The 24,695-nt window shown below is 29.8% G+C and carries 25 protein-coding genes and 1 other annotated feature; of the genes, 18 read left to right on the top strand and 7 right to left on the bottom strand.

Features of this window, described 5'->3' with window-relative positions:
* Nucleotides 1–205 precede the first annotated feature (205 nt).
* The 12 genes from KQI18_RS10485 (at nt 206) to ispG (ending at nt 11,229) form a co-directional block, all read left to right on the top strand.
* Nucleotides 206–1,264 carry a potassium channel family protein gene (locus KQI18_RS10485; protein ID WP_216467803.1) on the top strand — a complete coding sequence of 353 codons (1,059 nt, stop codon included), beginning with the start codon at nt 206–208 and terminating at the stop codon, nt 1,262–1,264.
* Nucleotides 1,265–1,421: 157 nt separating this feature from the next.
* Nucleotides 1,422–2,606 (top strand): D-alanyl-D-alanine carboxypeptidase family protein, encoded by a 1,185-nt coding sequence (locus tag KQI18_RS10480; RefSeq protein ID WP_216467802.1) that lies wholly within the window; start codon nt 1,422–1,424, stop codon nt 2,604–2,606.
* Nucleotides 2,607–2,798: 192 nt separating this feature from the next.
* Nucleotides 2,799–3,524, top strand: a complete 726-nt coding sequence (gene rpsB / locus KQI18_RS10475; protein WP_216467801.1) for a 30S ribosomal protein S2 — start codon at nt 2,799–2,801, stop codon at nt 3,522–3,524.
* 106 nt (nt 3,525–3,630) lie between these two features.
* Entirely contained in the window at nt 3,631–4,542 is a 912-nt protein-coding gene (tsf, locus tag KQI18_RS10470) for a translation elongation factor Ts (protein ID WP_216467800.1), read from the top strand.
* Between the two features lie 88 nt (nt 4,543–4,630).
* Nucleotides 4,631–5,335, top strand: coding sequence for a UMP kinase (gene pyrH, locus KQI18_RS10465; RefSeq protein ID WP_216467799.1), 705 nt, complete (start codon nt 4,631–4,633; stop codon nt 5,333–5,335).
* 24 nt (nt 5,336–5,359) lie between these two features.
* A complete protein-coding gene (gene frr / locus KQI18_RS10460) occupies nt 5,360–5,917 on the top strand; it encodes a ribosome recycling factor (protein ID WP_216467798.1) in 558 nt (185 codons plus the stop codon).
* A 2-nt stretch (nt 5,918–5,919) separates the two neighbouring features.
* Nucleotides 5,920–6,123: a hypothetical protein gene (locus KQI18_RS10455; RefSeq protein ID WP_216467797.1), complete on the top strand. Its 204-nt coding sequence runs from the start codon at nt 5,920–5,922 to the stop codon at nt 6,121–6,123.
* A gap of 37 nt (nt 6,124–6,160) precedes the next feature.
* The gene (locus KQI18_RS10450; RefSeq protein ID WP_216467796.1) at nt 6,161–6,895 is read left to right on the top strand and encodes an isoprenyl transferase; all 735 of its coding nucleotides are present in this window, start codon (nt 6,161–6,163) and stop codon (nt 6,893–6,895) included.
* An 11-nt stretch (nt 6,896–6,906) separates the two neighbouring features.
* Nucleotides 6,907–7,686: a phosphatidate cytidylyltransferase gene (locus KQI18_RS10445; protein ID WP_216467795.1), complete on the top strand. Its 780-nt coding sequence runs from the start codon at nt 6,907–6,909 to the stop codon at nt 7,684–7,686.
* A gap of 165 nt (nt 7,687–7,851) precedes the next feature.
* Nucleotides 7,852–9,006 carry a 1-deoxy-D-xylulose-5-phosphate reductoisomerase gene (locus tag KQI18_RS10440; protein ID WP_216467867.1) on the top strand — a complete coding sequence of 385 codons (1,155 nt, stop codon included), beginning with the start codon at nt 7,852–7,854 and terminating at the stop codon, nt 9,004–9,006.
* 11 nt (nt 9,007–9,017) lie between these two features.
* On the top strand, nt 9,018–10,028 hold the full coding sequence (gene rseP, locus KQI18_RS10435) for an RIP metalloprotease RseP (protein ID WP_216467794.1): 1,011 nt from the start codon (nt 9,018–9,020) through the stop codon (nt 10,026–10,028).
* Between the two features lie 145 nt (nt 10,029–10,173).
* A complete protein-coding gene (gene ispG / locus KQI18_RS10430) occupies nt 10,174–11,229 on the top strand; it encodes a flavodoxin-dependent (E)-4-hydroxy-3-methylbut-2-enyl-diphosphate synthase (protein WP_216467793.1) in 1,056 nt (351 codons plus the stop codon).
* A 253-nt stretch (nt 11,230–11,482) separates the two neighbouring features.
* Here ispG and KQI18_RS10425 read toward each other — a convergent pair whose 3' ends face one another.
* The gene (locus KQI18_RS10425) at nt 11,483–12,628 is read right to left on the bottom strand and encodes a DUF3810 domain-containing protein (RefSeq protein ID WP_216467791.1); all 1,146 of its coding nucleotides are present in this window, start codon (nt 12,626–12,628) and stop codon (nt 11,483–11,485) included.
* 389 nt (nt 12,629–13,017) lie between these two features.
* On the opposite strand from KQI18_RS10425, the gene KQI18_RS10420 reads away from it, so the two are divergent.
* Both KQI18_RS10420 and KQI18_RS10415 read left to right on the top strand, forming a co-directional pair.
* Entirely contained in the window at nt 13,018–13,350 is a 333-nt protein-coding gene (locus KQI18_RS10420; RefSeq protein WP_216467789.1) for a hypothetical protein, read from the top strand.
* 29 nt (nt 13,351–13,379) lie between these two features.
* On the top strand, nt 13,380–13,607 hold the full coding sequence (locus KQI18_RS10415; protein ID WP_236887734.1) for a hypothetical protein: 228 nt from the start codon (nt 13,380–13,382) through the stop codon (nt 13,605–13,607).
* Nucleotides 13,608–13,693: 86 nt separating this feature from the next.
* Here KQI18_RS10415 and KQI18_RS10410 read toward each other — a convergent pair whose 3' ends face one another.
* Both KQI18_RS10410 and KQI18_RS10405 read right to left on the bottom strand, forming a co-directional pair.
* On the bottom strand, nt 13,694–13,840 hold the full coding sequence (locus KQI18_RS10410; protein ID WP_216467788.1) for a hypothetical protein: 147 nt from the start codon (nt 13,838–13,840) through the stop codon (nt 13,694–13,696).
* A gap of 141 nt (nt 13,841–13,981) precedes the next feature.
* Complete coding sequence (locus KQI18_RS10405; RefSeq protein ID WP_216467786.1) at nt 13,982–14,902, bottom strand: AEC family transporter; 921 nt, start codon at nt 14,900–14,902, stop codon at nt 13,982–13,984.
* A 201-nt stretch (nt 14,903–15,103) separates the two neighbouring features.
* Here KQI18_RS10405 and KQI18_RS10400 point away from each other — a divergent pair, with 201 nt between their 5' ends.
* The 3 genes from KQI18_RS10400 to KQI18_RS10390 all read left to right on the top strand — a co-directional run bounded on the left by KQI18_RS10400 (nt 15,104) and on the right by KQI18_RS10390 (nt 18,318).
* On the top strand, nt 15,104–16,975 hold the full coding sequence (locus KQI18_RS10400) for a tetratricopeptide repeat protein (protein ID WP_216467785.1): 1,872 nt from the start codon (nt 15,104–15,106) through the stop codon (nt 16,973–16,975).
* A 202-nt stretch (nt 16,976–17,177) separates the two neighbouring features.
* On the top strand, nt 17,178–17,519 hold the full coding sequence (locus KQI18_RS10395; protein WP_216467784.1) for a PadR family transcriptional regulator: 342 nt from the start codon (nt 17,178–17,180) through the stop codon (nt 17,517–17,519).
* Nucleotides 17,509–18,318, top strand: coding sequence for a hypothetical protein (locus KQI18_RS10390; protein WP_216467783.1), 810 nt, complete (start codon nt 17,509–17,511; stop codon nt 18,316–18,318). The genes KQI18_RS10395 and KQI18_RS10390 overlap by 11 nt, the downstream gene beginning before the upstream one ends.
* A 115-nt stretch (nt 18,319–18,433) precedes the next feature.
* Here the strand turns inward: KQI18_RS10390 and KQI18_RS10385 are convergent, their stop codons facing one another.
* The gene (locus tag KQI18_RS10385) at nt 18,434–19,369 is read right to left on the bottom strand and encodes a magnesium transporter CorA family protein (RefSeq protein WP_216467782.1); all 936 of its coding nucleotides are present in this window, start codon (nt 19,367–19,369) and stop codon (nt 18,434–18,436) included.
* 515 nt (nt 19,370–19,884) lie between these two features.
* On the opposite strand from KQI18_RS10385, the gene KQI18_RS10380 reads away from it, so the two are divergent.
* Nucleotides 19,885–20,397, top strand: a complete 513-nt coding sequence (locus KQI18_RS10380) for a flavin reductase (RefSeq protein ID WP_216467781.1) — start codon at nt 19,885–19,887, stop codon at nt 20,395–20,397.
* A 91-nt stretch (nt 20,398–20,488) separates the two neighbouring features.
* On the opposite strand, the gene KQI18_RS10375 is transcribed toward KQI18_RS10380, so the two are convergent.
* The 3 genes from KQI18_RS10375 to thrC form a co-directional block, all read right to left on the bottom strand.
* The gene (locus tag KQI18_RS10375; protein ID WP_334299413.1) at nt 20,489–21,547 is read right to left on the bottom strand and encodes a nitronate monooxygenase family protein; all 1,059 of its coding nucleotides are present in this window, start codon (nt 21,545–21,547) and stop codon (nt 20,489–20,491) included.
* Nucleotides 21,548–21,683: 136 nt separating this feature from the next.
* Nucleotides 21,684–22,574 (bottom strand): homoserine kinase, encoded by an 891-nt coding sequence (gene thrB / locus KQI18_RS10370; protein WP_216467780.1) that lies wholly within the window; start codon nt 22,572–22,574, stop codon nt 21,684–21,686.
* A 10-nt stretch (nt 22,575–22,584) separates the two neighbouring features.
* On the bottom strand, nt 22,585–24,066 hold the full coding sequence (gene thrC / locus KQI18_RS10365) for a threonine synthase (RefSeq protein WP_216467777.1): 1,482 nt from the start codon (nt 24,064–24,066) through the stop codon (nt 22,585–22,587).
* A 146-nt stretch (nt 24,067–24,212) separates the two neighbouring features.
* Nucleotides 24,213–24,440, bottom strand: a binding site (T-box leader).
* Between the last annotated feature and the right edge of the window lie 255 nt (nt 24,441–24,695).

The raw sequence follows: 24,695 nt of genomic DNA, 5'->3' as shown, positions 1-24,695 counted from the left end.
AACAACGACTACCATTGCTTAGACAAAAGGCTATAACTGTAGTCGTTGTTGTTGTTTTTATAAAAAGACTGTGTCCTAACTATAGGATATAGTCTTTTATAGTTTTAATAGGAGTTAATTTACAATAAGGATGACAATAAAAATTCTATATTAAAATTTTTATTTTTAGACATAATAATTATATAGAAATATCGAGGAGGCAATTATGAAGTGTGCGTGGGAATCAAAAATCTATAAAAATAAAAAGTGCAGTCACCATGCAACTGATGGTGATTATTGTATATTTCATAAAGGCCAAAAGTCAAATGAAGAAAAAAGAATTATGATATCAAAAATAATAAATGAAGAAATATCTGATTTTAGTGGTTTTATTTTTGAAGATGATTTCTATACTAATACTGTTATTGATTACGATTACAATATGTTGGACTTTAGTGAGTGCATTTTTAATAAAAAGGCTGATTTCAGTGATTTTAAATTCAGAAAAAGTGTTAAGTTCAATCATTCTATATTTAAAGATCAAGTATATTTTAAAAGAGCTGTTTTTATTAGTAATTGTATACTAAACAAAACTACTTTTAATAAAAAATATATAGACAATAAGATATTTAAAGGAGTTAGATTTAAAGGTCAGGATTTAATCATTAAAAACGCTAAGTACTTTCCTCGAATGGACGGAATTCTTTTTAATGATTATTCAAAAATAATTTTCGACAATATTGAATATGAAAAAGAAGATTATAGGCATGGAAAATTAAATTATAGAATTGCTAGAAATCAAGCTCTTAAAATAGGTGATTATGAGAGGATTGGACATTATTATTATAATGAAAGGTATTATAGCAGCAAATTGATGAAATCGTCTGACTATGCAAAGTACAGTGAGTATTTAGGTGAGAAATTTTTTGACACAATAGCAAAACATACTATTGGATATGGTGAAAAACCATGGAATATACTTATTGTTATAGTAATAATAATAAGTTTATTCGCATTTTTTTATTTATTTTTAGGGGTTGAGAATCTTGAACATAATCTAATTAGTTTAGACATAACTAAGTTAGATAGCTATTCTTTAAAAGAAATTGTAAATAAGTATATAGATCTTTGGTATTTTAGTATGGTCACTTTTACAACCTTGGGATACGGAGATCTAATAGTTATTTCAGGTATTGGAAAATTTGTTGCTAGTTTAGAAGTTTTACTTGGAATAAGTTGCGGAGCAATATGGACTTCATTGATTATAAAAAGAATGCTTAGATAAATTTTTAAGCTACAATAAAACGTGATTATAAAAAAATGTATATTGCAGTGAGTTATAACATAAAATACTAAAGATTATATTGAGGGGCCAAGTTAGTATTTAAATTGTACAAGCATAGTACACCTCAGTTAGTATTAAATTTTAAGAAGGTGAAATAATGAAAAACAGCATTAAGAAAATACTTTCAGTCTTAATAATTATGGCAGTAATAACTCCAAATGCAGTGTACGCAGATCAAAATGATATAGATAAGTTTTCAAAAGCCTCTATTATAATAGATCAAGACTCAGGGAGAGTGCTATACGAAAAAAATGCAGATGAAAAGTTGCCACTTGCAAGTCTGACTAAAATGATGACGTTTTTACTGGCTATAGAAGCTATAGAAAATGGAGAAGTTAAAGAGAATGACGTTGTTACTATAGACAAAGCCACAGCTTCAATAAAGGGATCGACATATAAATTAAAAGCAGGGGAGAAGATTCCACTCATTGAGCTAATGCGTGGTTTAATGATAGTTTCAGGAAATGATGCTGCATCAGCAATTGCAAAGCACATATCCAAGACACAAGAAAAGTTCGTAAATAATATGAACGAAAAAGCGAAAGAGTTAGGAATGAAAAATACTCATTTTTTAAATGTAAACGGTCTTCCAATATACGATTTACAAAATCCAAAAACTCCCGCTAAAGAAAATAAATCTTCCGCACGAGACATAGCTATATTAGGTAAGTACATGTATGATAAATATGAAAAACAAGTAACTGCTATTACAGATATGGAAACGTACACATATAAGGAAAGAAATTTTGAAAAAAGCAACACTAATGCGCTTTTACAAATGATTCCAGAAGTAGATGGCATTAAGACGGGGTACACTGGAAATGCTGGTTACTGTTTATCTTTTTCGATGATTGTAAATAAAGATCAAAACAACGATAAAAAACGTAGAGTTATCGGTGTTACTCTAGGTGCAAATCATAAAAATAAAAGAATATCAGCAGCGACAGCCATGTTAAATTACGGAAAAGATCATGTAAAAGTAAAAAAAGTTATAGATAAAGACAATATAGTAGGTAAAAAATATATTAAAGGCATAAATGATTTAGAAGTAGTTATGAAAACTAGAGATGAGTTTTTTGCTGTAATTAAAGACGATGAAAAATTAAAATCGAGTGTAGAAGTTAAAGATATAGAGTATCCTGTAAAAAAGGGTGATAAATTGGGTGTTATTAAATATACAAATAGTTCAGGAGATTTAATAGGAAGTGTAGATGTAATTAGCGCAAACAATGTAAATAATATATCCTTTTTTGATAAAATTAAATTAATAATGGCAGATTGAAAGTAAACGTTTAGAACAAAGAAATATTGAATATAAAAAGAGTAAATATTATTGTATTTTAGTCACCTTTATGATATACTACGAGAGGTGAAAAAATAAATTATCACACACAGCATTGGGATCCTTAAAAGGTGCCTATATGGTTTTTTAGGGAGAAGATCAAGCTGGAGGTATAAAACCAGGAGGTAAAGTATGAGTGTTATATCAATGAAACAATTATTAGAAGCAGGAGTTCACTTCGGACATCAAACAAGAAGATGGAATCCTAAAATGGCAAAGTATATATTCACAGAGAGAAATGGAATATATATAATAGACCTACAAAAAACAGTTAAGAAAGTTGAAGAAGCTTACAAATTCGTTAAAGAAGTTGCTGAAACTGGAAAACCAATCTTATTTGTTGGAACTAAAAAACAAGCTCAAGAAGCTATAAAAGAAGAAGCTGAAAGATGTGGAATGTTCTTCGTAAACGAAAGATGGTTAGGTGGTATGCTTACAAACCACAAAACTATAAAAACTAGAATCAACAAATTAAGAGAATTAGAAAAAATGGAAGAAAACGGAACTTTTGACGTGCTTCCTAAAAAAGAAGTAATAAAATTAAGAGCTGAAAAAGAAAAATTAGAAAAATTCTTAGGCGGAATTAAAGATATGCCAGAATTACCAGGTGCTATATTTGTTGTAGACCCAAGAAAAGAAAGCATAGCTATACAAGAAGCACATAGACTAGGTATACCAGTTGTTGGTATAGTTGATACAAACTGTGATCCTGAGCAATTAGACTATCCAGTTCCAGGAAATGACGATGCAATAAGAGCTGTTAAGTTAATAACTGGTGCTATGGCTACAGCTGTTATCGAAGGTAGACAAGGTGCTGAAGATGAAGTTGCAGAAGAAATAGCTCAAGAGCAAGAATAATTACTAAAACTAAATGGTAAGGGCAACCCTTACCATTTCTAATGTAAATATACACTAAATAGATAATTATAAAATGATAGTAAGAAAAAGTAGGAGGGAATTATTAATGGCAAATATCACTGCTCAAATGGTTAAAGAGTTGAGAGAAACTACAGGCGCTGGGATGATGGACTGTAAGAAGGCTTTACAAGAAGCTGACGGAAACATAGAAAAAGCGATAGATATATTAAGAGAAAAAGGATTATCAAAAGCTGCTAAGAAAGCTGACAGAGTAGCTGCTGAGGGTCTAGTTACAATAGAGATTAACGGAGATAACACAATAGCTTCTATAGTAGAAGTAAACTCAGAAACTGACTTCGTTGCTAAAAATGAAGATTTCAGAACTTTCGTTAAAGAAACTGCTGAAATGGCATTAGCTACAGCTAATACTGAAATAGAAGCATTTTTAAATGAAACTCACAGAGAAGGTATAACTTTAAAAGAAGTTTTAAATAATAGAATAGCCACAATTGGAGAAAAACTAGACATAAGAAGATTCGCAAAAGTATCTACAGATGGACAAGTTGCTGGATACATCCACGGTGGTGGTAAAATAGGAGTAATAGTTGAATTAGCTACTGATTCTAAAGATCCTAAAGTATTAGCACTTGGAAAAGATGTTGCAATGCAAGTTGCTGCTATGAATCCTAAATATGTATCTAGAGACGAAGTTGATGCTGAGTACATAGCTCATGAGACTGAAATATTAACTCAACAAGCATTAAACGAAGGAAAACCAGCTAACATAGTTGAAAAAATGGTTAAGGGTAGACTAGAAAAAGAATTAAAAGAAGTATGTTTATTAGAGCAAGCTTTCGTTAAAAATCCAGATTCAACAGTTAAACAATTAGTTGCAGATGTAGCTAAAGAAGTTGGATCTGACATAAAAGTAATTAAAGTTGTGAGATTCGAAGTTGGTGAAGGTATAGAAAAGAGAGAAGAAAACTTTGCAGAAGAGGTTGCTAAGCAACTTAAGTAATTGACCAAAAAGAGAACACATACGTGTTCTCTTTTTTAAAAAGTGATATAATTTAAGTAAAAGTAAGTAGTAAAATGGGAGGCTTTCGATGGACAAACCAGAGTATAAAAGAGTACTTTTAAAGTTGAGTGGTGAAGCACTAGCAGGAGATAAAGGTTTTGGAATTAACAATGATGTAGTAAATGATATAGCAGTTGCTATAAAAAATATCCAAGAAATTGGAGTTGAGGTAGCAGTTGTTGTAGGTGGAGGAAACTTCTGGAGAGGTAGAACAAGCGAAGGAATGGATAGAACTACTGCAGACTATATCGGAATGATGGCTACAGTTATGAATGCTATGGCTTTACAGGATGCTTTAGAAAACATAGATGTTGCTACTAGAGTACAGACAGCAATAGATATGAGACAAATTGCAGAGCCTTATATAAGAAGAAGAGCTGTAAGACACTTAGAAAAAGAAAGAGTTGTAATATTTGGAGCTGGAACTGGTAATCCTTATTTTACAACAGATACTACTGCGGCACTTCGTGCAGCAGAGATGGAAGCAGAAGTAATTTTACTTGCAAAAAATGTTGATGCAGTTTACGACAAGGATCCTAAAATACATGATGATGCAATTAAATTTACTGAACTAACTTATATGGAAGTTATACAAAAAGAGTTAAAAGTTATGGATTCAACTGCAACATCTCTATGTATGGACAACAAAATACCTATAAAGGTATTTAAACTTACAACAGAGAATATTATAAGAGCAGTTAGTGGAGAAAATATAGGAACTATTGTAAAATAATTTATATAGGGAGGATGAATTTTTATGAAACTAGAACTACATAAGCAATTAGAGTCTAGAATGGAAAATACTATGGATGCTTTAAAAGTTGAGTTTACAACTATAAGAGCGGGAAGAGCGAATGCTCAAATGTTAGATAAAGTGAGAGTAGACTACTACGGGACTCCTACTCCAGTCAATCAAATAGGGGCAATTTCAGTTCCTGAACCAAGAACTTTACTTATAAGTCCTTGGGATAAAACTGCTTTACCAGAAATAGAAAAAGCAATTAGAAATGCAGATTTAGGACTTAACCCTACAAATGATGGTGAAGTAATAAGAATATCTGTTCCTATGCTGACAGAGGATAGAAGAAAAGAGCTTGCAAAGAGAGCTTCAAAAGTGTCTGAAGAATTCAAAGTAAGAGTTAGAAATGATAGAAGAGACTCAAACGACAAACTTAAAAAAATGGAAAAAGATGGAGAAATAACTGAAGACGAACTTAAAAAGGCTCAAGATGAAGTACAAAAAATAACTGATAAATATATAAAAAATATAGATACATTATTAACTGCAAAAGAAAAGGATATAATGGAGGTATAATATTGAATAAATATTATAAACTTCTTGGACTTCATTTGGATGAGGTTAAGAAATACCTCGAAGATAGAAATATCAATTACAGAGTAATAACTATAGAAGGTAAGAAGGATAAGGATAAGCTTATTGTTCCTAGGGTAGTAAAGATATCTGAAGTTGATGATAGTGTAGAGTTAATAATCACATATTTTTCTGACTCCTTAGTTTAGGCTAAGGTGCCAGAAAATTATTGTTGGAGGTAGTGATATGAACGAGGATTTTAGCAAAAAATTAGATAAAAACAACATACCAACTCATATAGCTATTATTATGGACGGAAATGGGAGATGGGCTAAATCTAGATTCCTACCAAGGACCGTAGGACACAAGGCGGGAGTAGAAGTAATCAGAGATGTAGTAAAAGAGTGTTCAAACCTAGGAGTGAAGTATTTGACTTTGTATGCATTTTCAACAGAAAATTGGAAAAGACCAAAGTTAGAGGTCGATACCCTTATGGGGCTACTAGTTAAATATTTAAGAAATGAGGCCGAGGAGCTTCATCAAAATAATGTTAAAGTAACTGCAATTGGATTTACTAATGCCTTACCAGAACAATGTAGGGTTGAGCTTGAAAATATAAAAGAGTTAACAGCAAATAATACAGGTGTAAATTTAAATATAGCATTAAATTATGGAAGTAGATCTGACATAAAAAATGCAATTAAAGATATTGTAAATGATTCTAAGAGTGGTAAACTAGATATTAGTGACATCGATGATAACACTTTGAAAAATTATTTGAGCACAAAGTCTATTCCAGATCCTGATTTATTGATAAGAACTAGTGGGGAACAAAGATTAAGTAACTTCTTGCTATGGGAAGTGGCTTATTCAGAGTTCTACTTTACAGATATTCATTGGCCTGATTTCAATAAGTTTCAGCTTCAAAAGGCAATTTATGTTTATCAAAATAGAGATAGGAGATTTGGAGGGCTTAAGTAAGGAGAAGATTTATGCTTAAAAGAACTATTGCTTCATTAATTCTATTACCGTTATTTGTGTTTGTTATATATGGAGGGTTACCTCTTTATATATTAGAAATGGTACTAGTGGCAATTGCATTACATGAATTTTATAAAGCTTTTAAAGCGAAAAATATGAATCCTATGTTTACACTAGGTTATATATTTTCTGTTTATATAGCTTTAAAGAATATTTTTAGCTTGCCAATTTGGTATACTTATGCAATTATTTTTATACTTTTCTTAATAGGAATAGTGCATATTTTAAGTGGAAAATACAATGTTATGGATTTCTCTGTGACGTTTTTAGGGATATTTTATATTGGACTATTATTTGATTTTATAATTCTTACAATGGATAATTTCGTAAATGGTAATATATACGTATGGATAATTTTTGTAATAGCTTTTGCTACAGACACCTTTGCTTATTTTATAGGAAGTATGATTGGAAAACACAAATTGATTCCATCAATTAGTCCTAAAAAGACGGTTGAAGGCTGTGTTGGAGGTATAGCAGGAAGTTCTATTACTTGTGTTGCATTTGGATATATATTTGGTTTAGATTTAACGCTGATGTTCTTTTTAGGATGCGTTGGAAGTGTTATAGCTCAGCTTGGAGATTTATTCGCATCATCAATAAAAAGATATGCGGGAATAAAAGATTACGGAAAAATAATACCAGGACATGGTGGTATATTAGATAGATTCGATAGTGTGCTATTAGTTGCACCTTTCGTTTACAATGCAATTAAATTTTTTATAAGTTAGCTCCAGTTTACGCTGGAGCGCTTATTTTTTTATATAATACTTTAAAATATTAATTAAATTTAAAACTTAGTTTGTATAAATGAAGTTTATATGAATAATGTTAAAAATAGTGGTATAAATGGTATAATAAGTGTTAATGGAATTTTTTTAGAAAGGATTGCTTATATGAGAAAAATATCAATCTTGGGTTCAACTGGTTCTATTGGAAAGCAAACCTTAGATGTGGTTAGAGAGAATAGAGATAAGTTCGAAGTAGTAGCTATATCTGCGAATAGCAGTATTGACTTATTATTAGAGCAAATAGTTGAATTTAAACCCAAATATGTTGCGGTTTATCAAAAAGAATGTTATAAAAAAATAAAAGAAAGTATTCCAGCTGAAATCAATGTTGAGGTTTTATGTGGAATGGATGGGCTAAAAGCTATATCAACTTTGGATGAAATAGATATTCTATTAACTGCTGTAGTTGGTATGATTGGGCTTGAACCGACAGTAGCGGCAATAAAAAAAGGAATTGACATAGCTCTTGCTAATAAAGAAACATTAGTAACGGCTGGGAAGTTAATAATGGACTTGGCAAAAAAAAATGGTGTGAAAATATTACCTGTAGACAGCGAGCACAGCGCTATTTTCCAATCTCTTCAAGGTGAGAATTCAAAAAACATTGACAAGATAATCTTAACAGCGTCAGGAGGCCCTTTTAGAGGAAAAACTAGAAATGATTTATTGAATGTCACTAAAAATGAGGCATTAAAACATCCAAATTGGAGTATGGGTAGAAAGATAAGTATAGATTCATCTACTCTAATGAATAAAGGATTAGAAGTTATAGAAGCTAAGTGGCTGTTTGGTGTAAATCATAATGATATTGACGTGGTTGTTCATCCCCAGAGCATTATTCATTCTATGGTACAGTTTGATGACAGCTCTGTTATTGCGCAACTTGGTTGCCCAGATATGAAATTGCCTATACAGTATGCTCTTGGATACCCTGATAGAATTTCAAACAAGTATGAGAGGGTTGATTTTGCGAAGATAGCTACATTGACATTTGAAAATTCAGATCCTGAAACATTCCCTTGTTTAAAACTAGCATATGAATGCCTTGAACTAGGCGGAACATATTCTGCAGTTTTGAATTCTGCTAATGAAATATTAGTAAATGAATTTTTAGAGGATAAAATAGGTTTCTATGACATACCATATTTTATAGAGAAAGTTTTGGAATCTCATAAAAGCATAGAGAATGCAACCTTAGAAGAAATTCTTGAGATTGACAAATGGAGCAGAGATTCAGTAAAAAAATGGATTAATAGATAGGAGAGAAATTTATGACTATAATAGTTGCGCTTATACTGTTTAGTATAATTATTTTTATTCATGAACTAGGTCACTTTTTGTTTGCAAAGTTGAGTGGAGTTAAGGTTCATGAATTTGCTATCGGTATGGGACCTAAAGTTTTTAGCATAAAAAGAGATACTGAGTATTCGTTAAGGCTATTACCACTAGGTGGTTTTGTAAGTATGGAAGGAGAAGATGAGAGTTCAAATGATCCTGACTCATTTGGAAATAAAAGTCTTCCTGCCAGACTAAGTACTATATTAGCTGGTCCAATATTCAACTTAATACTAGCGGTAATTGTTCTAATACCAGTGTTTATGTCATTAGGAGTTCCGTCAAAAGAAGCCATAGTTGGTGAACTTATAAAGTCTGGACCTGCACAGACGGTTGGAATAGAGACCGGAGACAAAATACTTAAAATCAATGGAAAGAAAGTTGGTTCATGGGAACAAACAGTAAATACAGTACACGGCTCTGAAGGCAAAGATTTAAATATAGAATTGGAAAGAGATGGGGTCACAAAAGAAGTAAAAGTAACTCCCGAAAAGAAACAAGGTACTTATTTAATCGGTATGTCACCTAAAATGGAAAAAAACATATTCAGATCAATAACATATTCGTTTGAAACAACTGTAAATATGACAAAGCAGATGTTTACATTTTTAGGTCAACTTGTAACAGGGACAGTTCCAGGAGGTGTTGCTAACTCAGTAGCTGGTCCAGTTGGAGTAATCGGTATGGTATCTGATGCAGCTAAGACAGGTATTGTAAACTTGCTTTACTTAGCTTCTGTAATAAGCTTAAATCTTGGTATTTTAAATTTACTTCCAATACCTGCACTTGATGGTTGGAGAGTGCTAATGTTAATTATTGAAGGCATAAGAGGCGGTAAGAAGTTTGATCCAAATAAAGAAGGTTTTGTTAACCTCGTTGGTTTTGGAGCCCTTATGTTGTTTATGATATTTATAACTTATAAGGATATATTAAGATTATTTCAATAGAAATTATTGTTATTAAAAACTTATCGATTATTGTTTCGCATAGCACCAAATTGTAAAATGTGATAACATATAATCAATAAGTTTTATTTTTTTTCGTAAATAAATGAAATATAAAATAAATAGATAAATATAAAAGGTGATTAATATGAGCTATAAAAGAAAGAAAACTAGAGAAGTAAGTGTAGGAAATATAAAGATTGGCGGAGAAAACACTATATCTGTACAATCAATGACAAATACAGATACAAGAGATGCAAAAGCTACAATTGAACAAATAAATAAGCTTGAGAAGGCCGGTTGTGATTTAGTAAGGGTTGCAGTTCCTGATATGGTAGCTGCAAAAGCAATTGGGCAAATAAAAAAAAATGTTTCTATTCCGATAATAGCAGACATCCATTTTGATTATAAATTGGCACTTGAAGCAATAGAACAAGGTGTAGACGGTGTTAGGATTAATCCAGGAAATATCGGAGATGTTTCTAGAGTGAAAATGGTAGTTGATAAATGCAAAGAAAAGAGTCTAAAAATAAGAATAGGAGTAAACGGAGGTTCTTTAGAAAAAGAACTTCTAGAAAAGTATGGATCGGCTACGCCAGAGGCTTTAGTAGAAAGTGCTATGGGGCATATTAAAATATTAGAGGATTTAGATTTTTACAACACAGTTATATCTTTGAAGTCATCTGATATATTTAAAACTATAGATGCATATAGATTGATCTCTGAGAGAGTAGATTATCCTCTTCATGTAGGTATAACAGAATCTGGGAGTATTAAAAAAGGCACTATAAAATCATCTATAGGAGTTGGAGCATTACTAGTTGAAGGAATAGGTGATACTATAAGAATATCGCTTACAGGCGATCCTGTTGAGGAAATTGCTGTAGGAAAGGAAATTCTTAGAAGCCTAGGGCTTTTAAATGACAAGATAAAAGTTATATCATGCCCAACTTGTGGTAGATGTAATATTGACTTAATTAGTGTAGTTGACAAGGTAGAGAGCAAGATTTCCGAATTAGACAAGGATATCACCGTTGCTATTATGGGATGTGCTGTAAATGGACCTGGTGAAGCTAGAGAAGCAGATATAGGTATAGCCGGAGGTAAAGGAGAAGGACTTTTATTTAAAAAAGGTGAAATTGTTAGAAAAATAAAAGATAGCGATCTGGTTGAAGAGTTGTTAGATGAAATAGGTAAGTTATAATAATAACGTGAAAATAAAGAATAGAACAGAATTAATTAAATATCGAAGATGGCCACAGCTTAGACTTAAGGATTAATTCCATCAACGATTTTAATTATTTCTGTTTTTTATTTTTTTACTGTATATAAGGCAGAGTTACTAAGGCGAAGCATATAAGTATTATTATAATTAACCTAATAACTCTTTGATTATTAAATTGATTTAAGACTAAGTCTATAAAAATTCAATATAAGTTATAACTTAAAATTTAAAATTATCTATCAAAATTTATGGAATTAAAATAAATCAACAAAAGATCAACCATTTGACCATAATTTTGAACACCACTTTTAATTCCGTTTGATTTTAAATATGTATTATTAAATTCATTAGAAATCTGATCAATTTTTCCCTCATAATTTTCCCAGAATTCACTATTTTTAACTATGTCATTTTTTACATCGGTAGAAAGGTCTGAAGAAATTTTTACATATTCATCGTAATCTATCTTTCTAAGAGCAGAACCAGTGTACATTAGAGCAAGTGTATAACCTGAATATTTAAAATCAGCATCAGGATGATTTACAGATGTTATGTACGCTATGAAATTGGCTTCGTCTTCACTTGCATATCCACGTTGGTGAGCCATCTCATGACATACAGTGGCAGGTAATGTAAAGTCAGGAACTGCAATATTTACATTTGCTTCACCGGTAAATGGAAAGTAAATTCCCGTGATACCTGTATAACACATAATATTAGAAGAAATTACTGGTTTTGCATTTGAGTAATCACCTACTAAACCTGGAAGCATATGATTTACATTTACGTTATTGTATCCTAAATCAGCTCTATTGATAACACCTTTATATTCTGTGTTATTTTTCATAATTCCTTTACTGTCTTTAGATGTAAATTTTCTAGTTTCATTTGACTTTTTAACTAAGTAACTATATAAATTTACTAAATCTTCATTATTTTCATTAGCTTTTTGCTTTTTACTATACTCTCCATTCTTAAATTGTAAATTATCTAACAATGTTGTCTCAAGAGGCAATCTATTGTAGTTTACACCCCATAGAACAATAAATAAAAAATATACAGTTGATATAATGCAAAGTATATTTATAAAAGAGCACTTGATAAATTCAAGTAGTTCTTGTTTACCTCTGTTTATTTTATAAATAAACACAAATATAAATGCTGCAATAAAAATTACAATTGCATACATAATAATCTCATATATGGAAAATGGGAAAAAGCTTGTAATAGAACTTAAAAATATTACAATGTATTTGTTTAACCACAATGAATAATATTCTTCAATAAATTCGGGTGTTTTAGACGAAATAATGTTTATCATGATTGCTAATGGCAAAAGTGTTATAAGCATTATTTTAAAGCGATTTTTTTTCATCATTTTATAATTCACTCCTATATTCTGATGCATCTTATTATATCAGTTAATCAAAAAAATATAAAATAAATGAAATTATGGATTACAATTAGAAAATATAAATATTAATATTTATATTATTAAAATAAATATTATATACCTGTAAGAATCTGCTAAGATTTAGACCGCTTAAGCAAGTATATGATATTCTATATAAAAATAGGGATGTGGTTGTTGCCGAGAGTCTATGTCACTTATTCTAAAAGTATAGAAAATTATTTGCATGTAACCTTAAAGAGTGGTATCTTATAAAAAATAGTATAGAGAATTTTAAAAAAATCATAGTATTTATTATTTAATACAATAACATAGTTATTAAGAAGAAATGATTTAATTATATTGGGGGGATAATTATGGGTATAAATAAGAGAAAGCGACATCTTAAATTTAATGGTGTACAGTTTCTATGGTATGTAAAAGCTGGAGATTATGATGAAGATTGCATACATATTATATCTGAAGATAAAGAACTGTACTTTAAATATAGATTTAATCAAATTGTAGATAAATTTACACATCCAAGAATATTTGTAGAGAAAAGTGAAAAATTAAAAAGAGGCGTTTATAATTTCTTTCCTTTGCTTACTGATGAAATTGCTTCTTCATACACAGTTAGCCAAATATTGAAATGGTATTATAGCCGGGATCCAAATTTAAAGCCTATAGATAGACGAGAGGATAAATAGAATTACATAAATAATCAATGGAGGACTAAATGGAAAAGATAATTATTAGACTTGAAAGAAATAAATTTAATTTTAAATTTAAACAGTACGAAGGACTTTACTTTCATGCAGAAATAAAGAAAGATTCGGAAATAATAAAGTACAAAATTACAGAAGATGAAAAGGGAATTATATTAAAAGAATTTGGAAATACTCATATTAAAGACAATCTATTGTATATTCCTCAAGTTGAGGCGTATATAGATTTAAATACCTAAAATAAGAAATCACAATGTAATTTTTAGTTGGAATAAAATACCAACTAAAAGTTACGTTGTGATTTTTAGTTTTAATAATATTTTATTTACATAAACATTCTAACTACGAATAATATTATCACGAAAATTAACGCTACTTTAAACGCAACTCCTGCAACTGCTTTGATAATTTTATATGAAATACCTATGGCTACAATTGTTAGCGCTATTTTAAAAAGCAAGTCTAAATCCATGTTCATTCCTCCTATTTTATGTACATAATAATATTATAATATGTATGTATTAAAAAAATACATATTGCATAGAATTCTAAAAACTAATATTACTGTACAATTTGTTTGAATAAACTATTGTACAATACATCAAAGAATAAATCAACCTAACAAGAACATGTTTATTATTGGGATAGTAAACACAGAGAATAGTGTGGTTAAAAAAACACACTGTGAGGCTAATGTGACGTTGGAGCCGTATTGGTTTGCCATTATGGCAGTATTTGCGGCTGCTGGCATTGATGTCATTACGATAGGAATAGCGGCAATCATGCTATCTTCTACTCGATTGTTTAGTAAGAAAAATACGACTAACGGAAGCAATATAAGTCTAATGAATGTTACAAAGTATAGCTTTTTATTGTAAAAACATTCTTTAGCTGAAGAATTTGCAAGCATACTTCCAATCACAAGCATTGAAATTGGAGTTGTAACCCCTCCTAATAAACTCAAAGAGTTATTTAAAAATGCTGGAAGTCTTAGTCCTGTTACAAACAATGTAAGTCCAAATACAATAGATATAGTAGCTGGGCTTATCAAAGATTTTGCTGAAAATTTGTAGTCACTATTCCCTTTAGAAAGTAGATATATTCCTATAGTAAAGGTAAATAAATTAAAAGGAAGATTGTATATTGCTGTATAAAAAATTGCTTCCTTACCTAAAACGGCCTCTACGACAGGATATCCCATAAATGCGACATTTGAAAATATTATTACATATTGATAAATTCCTATATCACTATCATTTTTGAATGCAAATTTAAGTAAAAATGCTAGTGCAATAGATACCGCGTATGCAACTACGGATACTATTAGTAAAAGTAATATCTTATTTACCATAGTGTTATTAAAATCTATTTGCATTGAGTCTATTATCATTGCTGGTAAAAATACTGACATAGCTAGATTAGAAATTTTTGATGTTGATTCATCATCAAGTAATTCTAGTCTTCTAATAAAGTATCCTACTAATATTAATATAAATAATACCGCAACTTGTGTAAAAATATTGCTAAAGCTCATAGTTTCACCTCCTTAAATAAATATTATATCAAATACTATTATATATTAAATAAAAATTTAAATCCAGTAGACAAAAAGCGATAAAAAGATGTTAGAATAGAGTAATTAATTAATAGATTCTTAAAAAAATCAGTACAAAGCGTGATATTGTTGTATAATAATATCAAGTATAAAATATCGTAAATAGGTAGGTAATTTATAATGAAAAATACAAAATTTTCCATAAAAAAATTAAAAGATTTACCAAGTGATCCTAAAGTAATACATGCGAAGGGAACACTTTTAGAAAAAATGGGAAAATTAGACAGCGCTATTGATACATATAAAGTAGCTGCTTCAGATAATTATGTTAAATCACAATATCGATTAGGTATTATATCAATAGACAAAGAAAATTACAAAGAGGCTGAGGAGTGGTTTTCATTAGCTTGGAAAAATGGAAGCGAAGATGCTGCATTTGAGCTGGGTAATATGTACTATAAGCTTAAAGGTTATGAATACTGTCTGTATTGGTATGAAAAAATAGCGAGTCAAGGTAATATTCAAGCTCAAAACAATCTTGGTGTAACCCATTTTATGATGAAAGACTATGATAGAGCTGAGAAGTGGCTTAAAAAAGCTTCTGATAATAATTCTGGTAAAGCATGTTACAATTTAGGTATACTTTATAGTTATTTAGAGAGAGATGATGAAGCTTACGAAGCATATAAAAAAGGGTCTGTCTTACTAGATGATGATTCTAAATATAATCTTGCTGTCATTATGTGTGAAAAAAAAGATAGCAAAGGAGCAGTTGGATTATACAAACAACTCCATAAAACAGGTTATGTAAAAGGGAGTTTTAATCTAGGTATGATTATGGAAATAAATGATAATCTAGAGGAGGCAGAGAAATACTACAAGAAGAGTGCAGATAAAGGAGATGTAAAATCTCAGTATAGACTTGCGTATATATACGATAGAAAAGATGATATAGAAGATGCAATAGAATATTATCAAAAAGCCATAGAAGAAAACCATGTGCTATCTAAATACAGATTAGCGAATCTTTATAATAAAGAAAATAATATAGAAAAAGCAAAAGAGTACTATAAGATGGCGGCCGATGAAAATATAACGGAAGCAAAGAATAATTTAGCAGGAATATACTTTGAAGAGAAAGACTATGAAAGTGCTATAGAATATTATGAAGATGCAATTTCAGTCGGATGTAAGAGTTCTTTAGAAAATCTAGGTGATTTATATTATCAAAATGGAGACTATGATTTAGCTATTTCTTATTATTTGAGATTACCGAGCTCTGTTTCTTGTCAGATAAAACTAGGAAATATATATGAAGATATTGATAACATTGAAGAGGCTACTAATTGGTATAAAAAAGCATCTGAAAATGGTGATATTCAATCTAGCTATAGACTCGCATGTATATATGAGAATTTAGGTAATCCTAAAGGGGCTAAAAAATACTTTGAGATTGCAGCAAATAAAAATCATATAAATGCAAGAATTCACTTAGGAAGAATTTATTTTGCTGAAGAAAAGTATGAAGAGGCAAAAATGATGTTTGATACACCAGCTAATGAAGATAATGTATATTCACAACATATGGTAGGTAGAATAAATGATATATACTATAAAGATTATGCAAATGCGAAGTATTGGTATGAGAAAGCAAGAGCAAATGATTGTATAGACTCAATATATAACTTAGGTCAGTTATGCATAAAGCTAAATGAATATTCCGAAGCAGAAAAGTATTTTAAAGAAGGTACAGAATTGTTCAGTAAAAAATGCGAATACATGCTTGCAAGTTTATATTACAAAAAGAGTTTAGATATATATCAAAAATTGGCTGATGAAAAATATGAAAATTGTACTGAGATACTTTCGAATATGCCAAAACTTGATATTGATGTAGATGATGTTCTGACTCCAGATATTTCTTTACAAACAGAAATTGTTAGTGAAGAAGAATATGTTCCAATTTATATATTAGATATTAAGGAGAGTTTAGATTTCATGCTAGATGGTATACAAACTGAAATGATAATTGAGGAAGAGATATCAGAGTAGATTTAAATTATAATTTTGATTTAATAAATAAAATAAAAGTTTCTCAAGAATAGATGATAGAAATCCACTATAAATTGTAAGAGTATATTAATAATTTATAGTGGATTTTTTATTTTCACTATATTGCTTTACAATATAGTGAAAATATATTATTATATAAATAGACTATATTGTAAAACAAGGTAGTATATGAGGTGAAAAAATGGATAATAAAAACTCTTCTCAAATGTTGAAGGGGATTCTAGAAGGATGCATGTTAGAGATTATTTCTCAAGGAGAGGTTTATGGTTATGAGATGCATGATAAACTACAAAAAAATGGATTTCACATGGTGGCTGAAGGTACTATATATCCGCTACTTTTAAAACTACAAAAACAAAAGCTTATAGAGGGTGTTATGCGACCTTCTCCAGAAGGGCCTATGCGAAAGTACTATCATTTATCAGAAATAGGAAAAGAAAGTCTTGAAGCATTTAAAGTACAGTGGGAATCATTAGAATCGAGTGTAAACAGGCTAATTAGGGGTGATAAGAATGAAACTTAAGGAATTAATTGAGGAGAATAATCGTTTAAGAGGATTATTAACTATGGAAAATGAAAAATACTACAGTGATATTTTACTGTATATAAGAAGTAAAGACATGTTAAAAAATGATATTGAAGTTGAAGAAACACTACTAGAATTACTAAACGACTTGTTAGATGCACAAAAACAGGGAATAACTGCAGAAGACTACTTCGGTATAGATTCAAAGAAGCTATCTGATGAAATAATTGAGAATATAGGAAATATGACTCTTAAAGATATTTCAAAATTTTTTCTATCCATATTTGCTATATTTACGATGTTTTCGCTTTTTTACGAATTAGTAAGTTTAGGTAGCAGAGTAGACATAGGAAGAATTTTATTCGGAGCTATACTATTAATGCCAGTAATTTTTATTATATTTAAGCTTATAAACTCAGAAGTTTATAGCAAAAAGTCTAGTAAATTTTTTGGGGCTGCATTTTTTTTAATCCTATTTGGTTATATAGGATTAAATATAGCGTTTGGATTAGTATTCCCGAATACATTGATAATTGTCATAGAAGGATTTCATAGGATAATTGCTATTATAACATTAATGGCTATTTCTACTATTTACGTCTTATTTGCTGATAGTATAAATAAACCATTTTTAATAATAATATGGGCTCTTGGATTGGCTGGTATAATCTCTTGTTTTGAAGGTGTCACTAAATTTCTTCAAGGTAGCACAGGTATTATTGTAAGTATTTTATTTACAACTACAGTACTAGCAGTTTTTTATTACTTCCAGCTAAAAGTAATAAAAAAATATTAAGGTTTAAAACAACTGCATAAATGTGAAGAAAATCGACAGACTATCATTTGTAAAATTAAATAAACTACTATAGACAAAGCCTTTAGAATTATAAATTAATATCTAAAGGCTTTGTCTATAGTAGTTTATTTCTAAACATAAATATAGCGACAACTATGCAGATAAGTGTTGTAACAAAAACTACCATCCAGAATCCTAATGGACCAGTATCAAATGGTATCCCGTTTACATTCATACCAAAAAATCCTGATATTATCGTTGGGATTGAAAAAATTAATGTGACAACTGTTAAGAATTGCATTACGTTGTTCTGGTTATTGTTTACGATGGCGCTAAAAGCATCCATGATTCTACTAAGTATATCTCCATATATTTTGGCCATTTCTACAGCCTGTCTGTTTTCGACTATTACGTCCTCAAGTAGGTCTTCATCATCAGGATATTTTTTCAAACTAGTAAAACGAACCATTTTATTTAATACCATTTCGTTTGCCTTAAGTGATGTAGAGAAATAAACCAGAGATTTTTCAAGTTCTAGTAATTGAACAAGCTCTTTATTTTTCATGGATTTATGTATCTCTCTCTCTATAGCAATAGTCATTTTATTTATTCTTCTCAGATAGTTTAAGTAATAACTTGCATTTTTTCTAAGTATCTGAAGAACAAATCGGGTCTTTTTAGAAGTATAAAATTCCTTAATATGGCCTACGATAAAGTCGTTAAGAATCTTCGTCTGAGAGTTACATACTGTTATAATTGCATTATCCATCAATATAATACCAAGTGGTATTGTAGAGTAGTGTGATGAGTTAGAGCTACTCTCGTCAATAGGGATGTCTATAAGGATCAATGTATGATTATCTTCAGCTTCAATTCTAGAACGTTCTTCCTCATCAAGTGCTGCTTCAAGACTTTCAATATCTAAATTTAGCATATTAGATACTGTGTTTATCTCTGATTGGGTTGGCTCTATTAAATTTATCCAACAATCACTTTCAAAGGAATTTAATTTTTCTAGTTTATTTTCAATAGTCTTATAATATCTTATCATTAGCAACACATCCTTTTTCTAGTGATGTTCTAGACACTATACTATTATACAATATCTTTATATAATTTCCTATAAAAAGAAATTTAAGAACAATTTTAGCAATTACTTACTCATTATATAATAATATTAATTTGTTAAGTAGTCAAAGGTTGAACTTTTATAAATAAATACAATTTTACGAAAAGGGGGAATTATGTTTATATTATTGTATAATTTAGCTTGCGAACAAACATTTAACAATGGCTAAGTTTGAATATGAAATTTAGTAAGAAAGTATTATCACTAGGTTTAACAATTTCTATTGGTGTTATGTATACTCCTACGACAAATGCATTAAACACGATTGGAAAAAATCAAACCTCATACTTTTAAATAAGGAGTTATTTTTTTAATCTTTATGAATAGAATATAGGTGTAGTACATTAATATCTATCATTATGATATAATTAACTTTATAAATCTAAAGTACATAGATAAAAATGTATAAACTATTCAATTATTAAGGAGGTACCGATATGAGTACTTTTAAAAAAATAAGCCCTACTGAAATTTCTAGAAATCCAATTGACATAATAAGTAACGATTGGATGTTGGTTTCAGCAGAAAAAGAGGGTAAAGTTAATACTATGACTGCTTCTTGGGGTGGAGTGGGATTTCTATGGGGTAAAAATATAGCAATTATATTTATAAGACCTCAACGTCATACAAAACAATTTATAGACAGCTCTGATACATTTTCTTTAACTTTCTTCGATAAAAAGTACAGGGAAGATCTTGCTTACTGTGGAAGTGTTTCTGGACGTGAAGAGGATAAAGTAGCTAAAATAGGTTATAAAGTTCTACACGAAGAAGAAGTTCCTTATTTTGAGGAAGCTAATTTGGCTATAATATGTAAAAATGCGTATAAACAAACTGTAGATCCAGATGGATTCTATGATGAAAGTCTAATCGAGAAATGGTATCCAAATAGTGACTTCCACCAAATATATATAGCGGAAATAATGGATGTACTTGTTAAAGAAGACTAATCTCTTAAAATGAAATATATAATTATATAAAAGATATAAATAAAAGTCTGTAAGTTGAACTTATCAACACGATACAGACTTTTATTTTACTCTATAATTTTGATGTAAGATCAGATACAACTTCTTCTACAGTAGAAATTCTATCAATTTTATACCCTTCGCTCCCAGTGAATAAAAGTGCATTATCAATATCTCCTTTAACCGCATTTATCAGTGCTTGAGATATGCAGTAAGGGGTTTCTTTTGGATTACAAGGTATAAGACAGTTGTAGCATTTTTCAATATTTTCGCGGTTTAACTTTACTTTTTCAATAAATTTATTTTTTATTGCTCTTCCTGGCAGTCCAACAGGACTTTTTACTATTTGAATATCTTCTTTCTGAGCGTTAACTATAGCCATTTTAAACTTTTCGTCGGCATCACACTCTTCAGTAGTAATAAATCTTGTACCAATTTGTACACCATCAGCTCCAAGATCGATGTATTTTTTTACATCTTCAGATGATGATATACCACCTGCTGCAATAACAGGAATATTTTTATTAAATTTATCTCCAAAAACTTTCGCTATTTTAAGTATCTCTTTGAATTCATTGTCGTAATCTATTTCTTGAATATGGTCTAATTCTTCATTACTAAATCCTAGGTGACCGCCAGCATTAGGGCCTTCTACAATTAACATATCTGCTGTAGTTTGATCTTTTCGATCCCACATTTTAAGTATAACTTTGGCAGCCTTAGCACTTGATACTATTGGAGCTATTTTAGTGTTAGTGCCCTTTGTTAAAGAAGGCAACTTAGCAGGAAGCCCTGCTCCAGAAATTATTAGATCTATACCAGATTTAATCGCTTCTTTGACATAAGTTTCATATTCCTTCATGGCCACCATAAAGTTTATTCCAATAATTCCGTTATTAGAAATTTCTTTAGCTCTTTTAATATGTTTTCTCAAAGCTCTCAAATTTGCATTTATAGTATTAGTTTCAAAGTCTTCTTCATCATATCCAATTTGGACACCTGATAGTACACCTACACCACCTAGTTTTGCTACTGCACCTGCTAAAGATGATCTAGAGATACCAACTCCCATTCCTCCTTGAATTATCGGAATCTTTGCAACTAAATCTCCGATTATTAATTCTTTTATAATAATCCCTCCTAATCTTCAAAATAAAAGTACTAGATTATAATACTTAATATTATTACCTAGTACTAATTATTATACTATAAAATTTCAGATTAGACTATATTTAAATAATTTGCTTAAATATTATTTTCAGTTAAATTTAAATATAGTTAACAACAGCGCCGTTTAAATCACAGTTGAGATCCTTTATATCCCATTTTATATCATGCTTTGCAAAATATGAAATCATATTATTTTTGAAGTTTTCATCTTCAAGAATTAATGACATAATTGTAGATCCTGATCCACTTATGAATACTCCCAAAGCTCCTATTTTATTAGCATAGTCAATGATATTTTCATATCCATTTATCAGAGTTCCCCTATATGCTTGATGAAGCTTGTCTTGGCAAGCTACTTTCAATAGATCAAAGTTTTTGTTTAACATCGACGATATTAGCATTGAGACTCTACCGACATTAAATACTGCGTCTATATGTGAAACTTCTGTTGGGAGAACGTTTCTAGCTTGTTCTGTCGAAAGTTTAAATTCTGGGATAAAAGCGCAGAATTTTAATTCTTCTGGAACTTTGACTACATCGTAATGAAGATCATCGCCATCTGTTATACATACCATCATATTTCCGAATATCGCAGGAGCTACATTGTCAGGGTGACCTTCAATTTCGCAAGCGATTTTTAAAAGTTCGTCTTTGCTCAAATTAGTACCAGTTAAAGCATCTGCTGCCAATACCCCTGCTACTATGCAAGTTGCACTACTTCCAAGACCTCTACAAATTGGAATATTATCTTCTATTACTATTTTTACACCATTTGGAACTCTATCTGGCTTTACTGTATCAAAATAGTACCTCATTGATGAATATACTAAGTTGTCTTCATTTTTATATTTGTTGTCACAGCCCTCGATTATAAGACCATTTTCTATTTCTTCAAAATAAAATTTATTGTATAAATCAAGTGCGATACCTAGACAGTCAAATCCAGGACCCACATTTGCAGTTGTTGCTGGAACTATAATTTCTATCATGATTAATCACCTACACCTTTAAGAATTTTTTGATCTCTATCTTTAACTTATCTTTATCTGAAATATTCTTATGAATTATTTCATCCTCTTTTAATCTCAATATTGAATCAGGTATTTTAACTTTTGATAAATCTTGTAATTTATCTGCAATCTCAAAGTCATCTAAATTTGATGTATCATGTTCTAAAGATTTTAAAACATCTTCGCAAAATTTGTAAGGGCTTGCAGTGCTTACAATGATCGTTTTAGTATTATCAGAAGTTTTTTGAACGTAATTTTTATAGCAATTGTATGCAACCGCGGTATGAGTATCTACAAGATAGTTAAAACTCTCAAATACATTTTTTATAGTACTATTTACGTCTGCTTCATTAGAGTACTCTGCATGGAAAGAGTCCAATTTGCGCTTCATATTACTGTCTATTTCGTAATAACCTTGTGAGTTTAGATTATTCATTAGACCTTTTACTGTAGCAGTATTTCTATCGGATATTTCAAACAATAGTCTTTCCAGGTTGCTTGATATCAAAATATCCATCGAAGGGGATGTGGTTAGTTTTAATATTCTATTTTTATCGTATTTACCTGTGTTAAAAAAGTCATACAGTACATTGTTGTCATTTGAAGCACAAATAAGTTTATTTATCGGAAGTCCCATTTTTTTTGCATAGTAGCCTGCAAGTATATTGCCGAAATTTCCAGTCGGAACAACGAAATTTACTTTGTCATACATATTTATTTCACCAGTAGAGACTAAGTTTATATATGAATAAAAATAGTAAACTACTTGCGGTAGCAATCTTCCGATATTTATTGAATTAGCGGAAGAGAGTACATATCCATTCTCTAGGAGCTCTTCTGAAAATTTTTCATCTGAAAAAATATCTTTTACAGCAGATTGAGCATCATCAAAATTGCCTCTGATGCCAACTACATGAGTGTTTTTGCCTTTTTGAGTTTTCATCTGAAGTTTTTGTATGGCACTAACACCATCCTCAGGGAAGAAAACAATAATTTTAGTATTTTCAACATCTTTAAATCCTTCAAGTGCAGCTTTTCCAGTATCTCCTGAAGTTGCAGTTAAAATAACGACTTCATTATTTATTCCGATTTTTTCTATAGAAGTTTTTAGAAGATGAGGCATTATTGTCAGGGCCATATCTTTAAAAGCAAGTGTATGTCCATGATAAAGCTCTAAAAAATATGAATCATTTACCTTTCTTATGTTAACAGCATTTTTATATCCAAATTTTTCATCGTAAGAGTTTTGTATACAATTTTTAATTTCATCAACTTTAAAGTCGGTTAAAAACTCTTTTAATAATTCAAAAGCAATTTCTGAGTAAGTCATATCTATAAAATTTTTTAGTTTATTTGTTATATTTGGAAAATAGCTTGGTGCATAAAGTCCTCCATCATTTGAAATTCCTTTTATTATTGCTTGTGATGCTGTTAATTTGTCATTATTTCCACGAGTACTTATAAAGTCCATATTTTTACCTCCGAATTTTTTACATTAATTTATATAAATTTATAATTTCATATTTTGTTATATATTTAAAAATATTTAGTAGTTTGCAAAATATCAAAAACAATAGATTTCTTGAAAATTTTCAATAAAAAAGATTCCCGTCCCTAAAAAGGGACGAGAATCATATTCCCGCGGTTCCACCCAAATTGATTTATAAAAAATCCACTTGTACTTTAACGTAAGTTATACGTCTATTCTTACTAAAATCTATTGATAACTTCAGATAGAAGCTCATAGGTAGTTTTCGATCTCTCGTGTTAAGGAAACTTTTCAGCCGGTGGGTTTCCATCTCTATTAACTGATTTAGATTTACTCTTCCTAATCATTGCCTTTTTTGTATTAAATATTTAATAACCATTTTATGAAAATAATTTAATAATGTCAAGCAAAATTTTGAAAAAATAAATAATTTATTTTTAACAAAATAAAAAATACACATAAATATGAAATTTTATATACAAAAATTTAGATTGATAAATCAAAAAATAGCTTTAGTTTTATAAGAAAATACTTAAATAATACGAATATTTTAAAGTGAATTAAATATTTAATTTTAGATAAAGAAGTTTATTTAAATCCAATGTAATAAA

This window comes from Metaclostridioides mangenotii (assembly GCF_018917235.1).
GTDB lineage: Bacteria > Bacillota > Clostridia > Peptostreptococcales > Peptostreptococcaceae > Metaclostridioides.
The sequence above is the reverse complement of the archived record's forward strand: the minus strand, read 5'-3'. Positions and strand labels throughout refer to the sequence as shown.

What these genes read in the sequence shown, in the direction of transcription:
- rseP (WP_216467794.1), top strand. Translation starts at nt 9,018, where the DNA reads ATGACTATAATAGTTGCGCTTATACTGTTTAGTATAATTATTTTTATT.
- KQI18_RS10380 (WP_216467781.1), top strand. Translation starts at nt 19,885, where the DNA reads ATGAGTACTTTTAAAAAAATAAGCCCTACTGAAATTTCTAGAAATCCA.
- KQI18_RS10440 (WP_216467867.1), top strand. Translation starts at nt 7,852, where the DNA reads ATGAGAAAAATATCAATCTTGGGTTCAACTGGTTCTATTGGAAAGCAA.
- KQI18_RS10450 (WP_216467796.1), top strand. Translation starts at nt 6,161, where the DNA reads ATGAACGAGGATTTTAGCAAAAAATTAGATAAAAACAACATACCAACT.
- rpsB (WP_216467801.1), top strand. Translation starts at nt 2,799, where the DNA reads ATGAGTGTTATATCAATGAAACAATTATTAGAAGCAGGAGTTCACTTC.
- KQI18_RS10480 (WP_216467802.1), top strand. Translation starts at nt 1,422, where the DNA reads ATGAAAAACAGCATTAAGAAAATACTTTCAGTCTTAATAATTATGGCA.
- frr (WP_216467798.1), top strand. Translation starts at nt 5,360, where the DNA reads ATGAAACTAGAACTACATAAGCAATTAGAGTCTAGAATGGAAAATACT.
- KQI18_RS10425 (WP_216467791.1), bottom strand. Translation starts at nt 12,628, where the DNA reads ATGATGAAAAAAAATCGCTTTAAAATAATGCTTATAACACTTTTGCCA.
- KQI18_RS10385 (WP_216467782.1), bottom strand. Translation starts at nt 19,369, where the DNA reads ATGATAAGATATTATAAGACTATTGAAAATAAACTAGAAAAATTAAAT.
- KQI18_RS10400 (WP_216467785.1), top strand. Translation starts at nt 15,104, where the DNA reads ATGAAAAATACAAAATTTTCCATAAAAAAATTAAAAGATTTACCAAGT.
- KQI18_RS10410 (WP_216467788.1), bottom strand. Translation starts at nt 13,840, where the DNA reads ATGGATTTAGACTTGCTTTTTAAAATAGCGCTAACAATTGTAGCCATA.
- KQI18_RS10395 (WP_216467784.1), top strand. Translation starts at nt 17,178, where the DNA reads ATGGATAATAAAAACTCTTCTCAAATGTTGAAGGGGATTCTAGAAGGA.
- KQI18_RS10445 (WP_216467795.1), top strand. Translation starts at nt 6,907, where the DNA reads ATGCTTAAAAGAACTATTGCTTCATTAATTCTATTACCGTTATTTGTG.
- ispG (WP_216467793.1), top strand. Translation starts at nt 10,174, where the DNA reads ATGAGCTATAAAAGAAAGAAAACTAGAGAAGTAAGTGTAGGAAATATA.
- thrB (WP_216467780.1), bottom strand. Translation starts at nt 22,574, where the DNA reads ATGATAGAAATTATAGTTCCAGCAACAACTGCAAATGTGGGTCCTGGA.
- tsf (WP_216467800.1), top strand. Translation starts at nt 3,631, where the DNA reads ATGGCAAATATCACTGCTCAAATGGTTAAAGAGTTGAGAGAAACTACA.
- thrC (WP_216467777.1), bottom strand. Translation starts at nt 24,066, where the DNA reads ATGGACTTTATAAGTACTCGTGGAAATAATGACAAATTAACAGCATCA.
- pyrH (WP_216467799.1), top strand. Translation starts at nt 4,631, where the DNA reads ATGGACAAACCAGAGTATAAAAGAGTACTTTTAAAGTTGAGTGGTGAA.
- KQI18_RS10405 (WP_216467786.1), bottom strand. Translation starts at nt 14,902, where the DNA reads ATGAGCTTTAGCAATATTTTTACACAAGTTGCGGTATTATTTATATTA.
- KQI18_RS10390 (WP_216467783.1), top strand. Translation starts at nt 17,509, where the DNA reads ATGAAACTTAAGGAATTAATTGAGGAGAATAATCGTTTAAGAGGATTA.
- KQI18_RS10415 (WP_236887734.1), top strand. Translation starts at nt 13,380, where the DNA reads ATGGAAAAGATAATTATTAGACTTGAAAGAAATAAATTTAATTTTAAA.
- KQI18_RS10420 (WP_216467789.1), top strand. Translation starts at nt 13,018, where the DNA reads ATGGGTATAAATAAGAGAAAGCGACATCTTAAATTTAATGGTGTACAG.
- KQI18_RS10485 (WP_216467803.1), top strand. Translation starts at nt 206, where the DNA reads ATGAAGTGTGCGTGGGAATCAAAAATCTATAAAAATAAAAAGTGCAGT.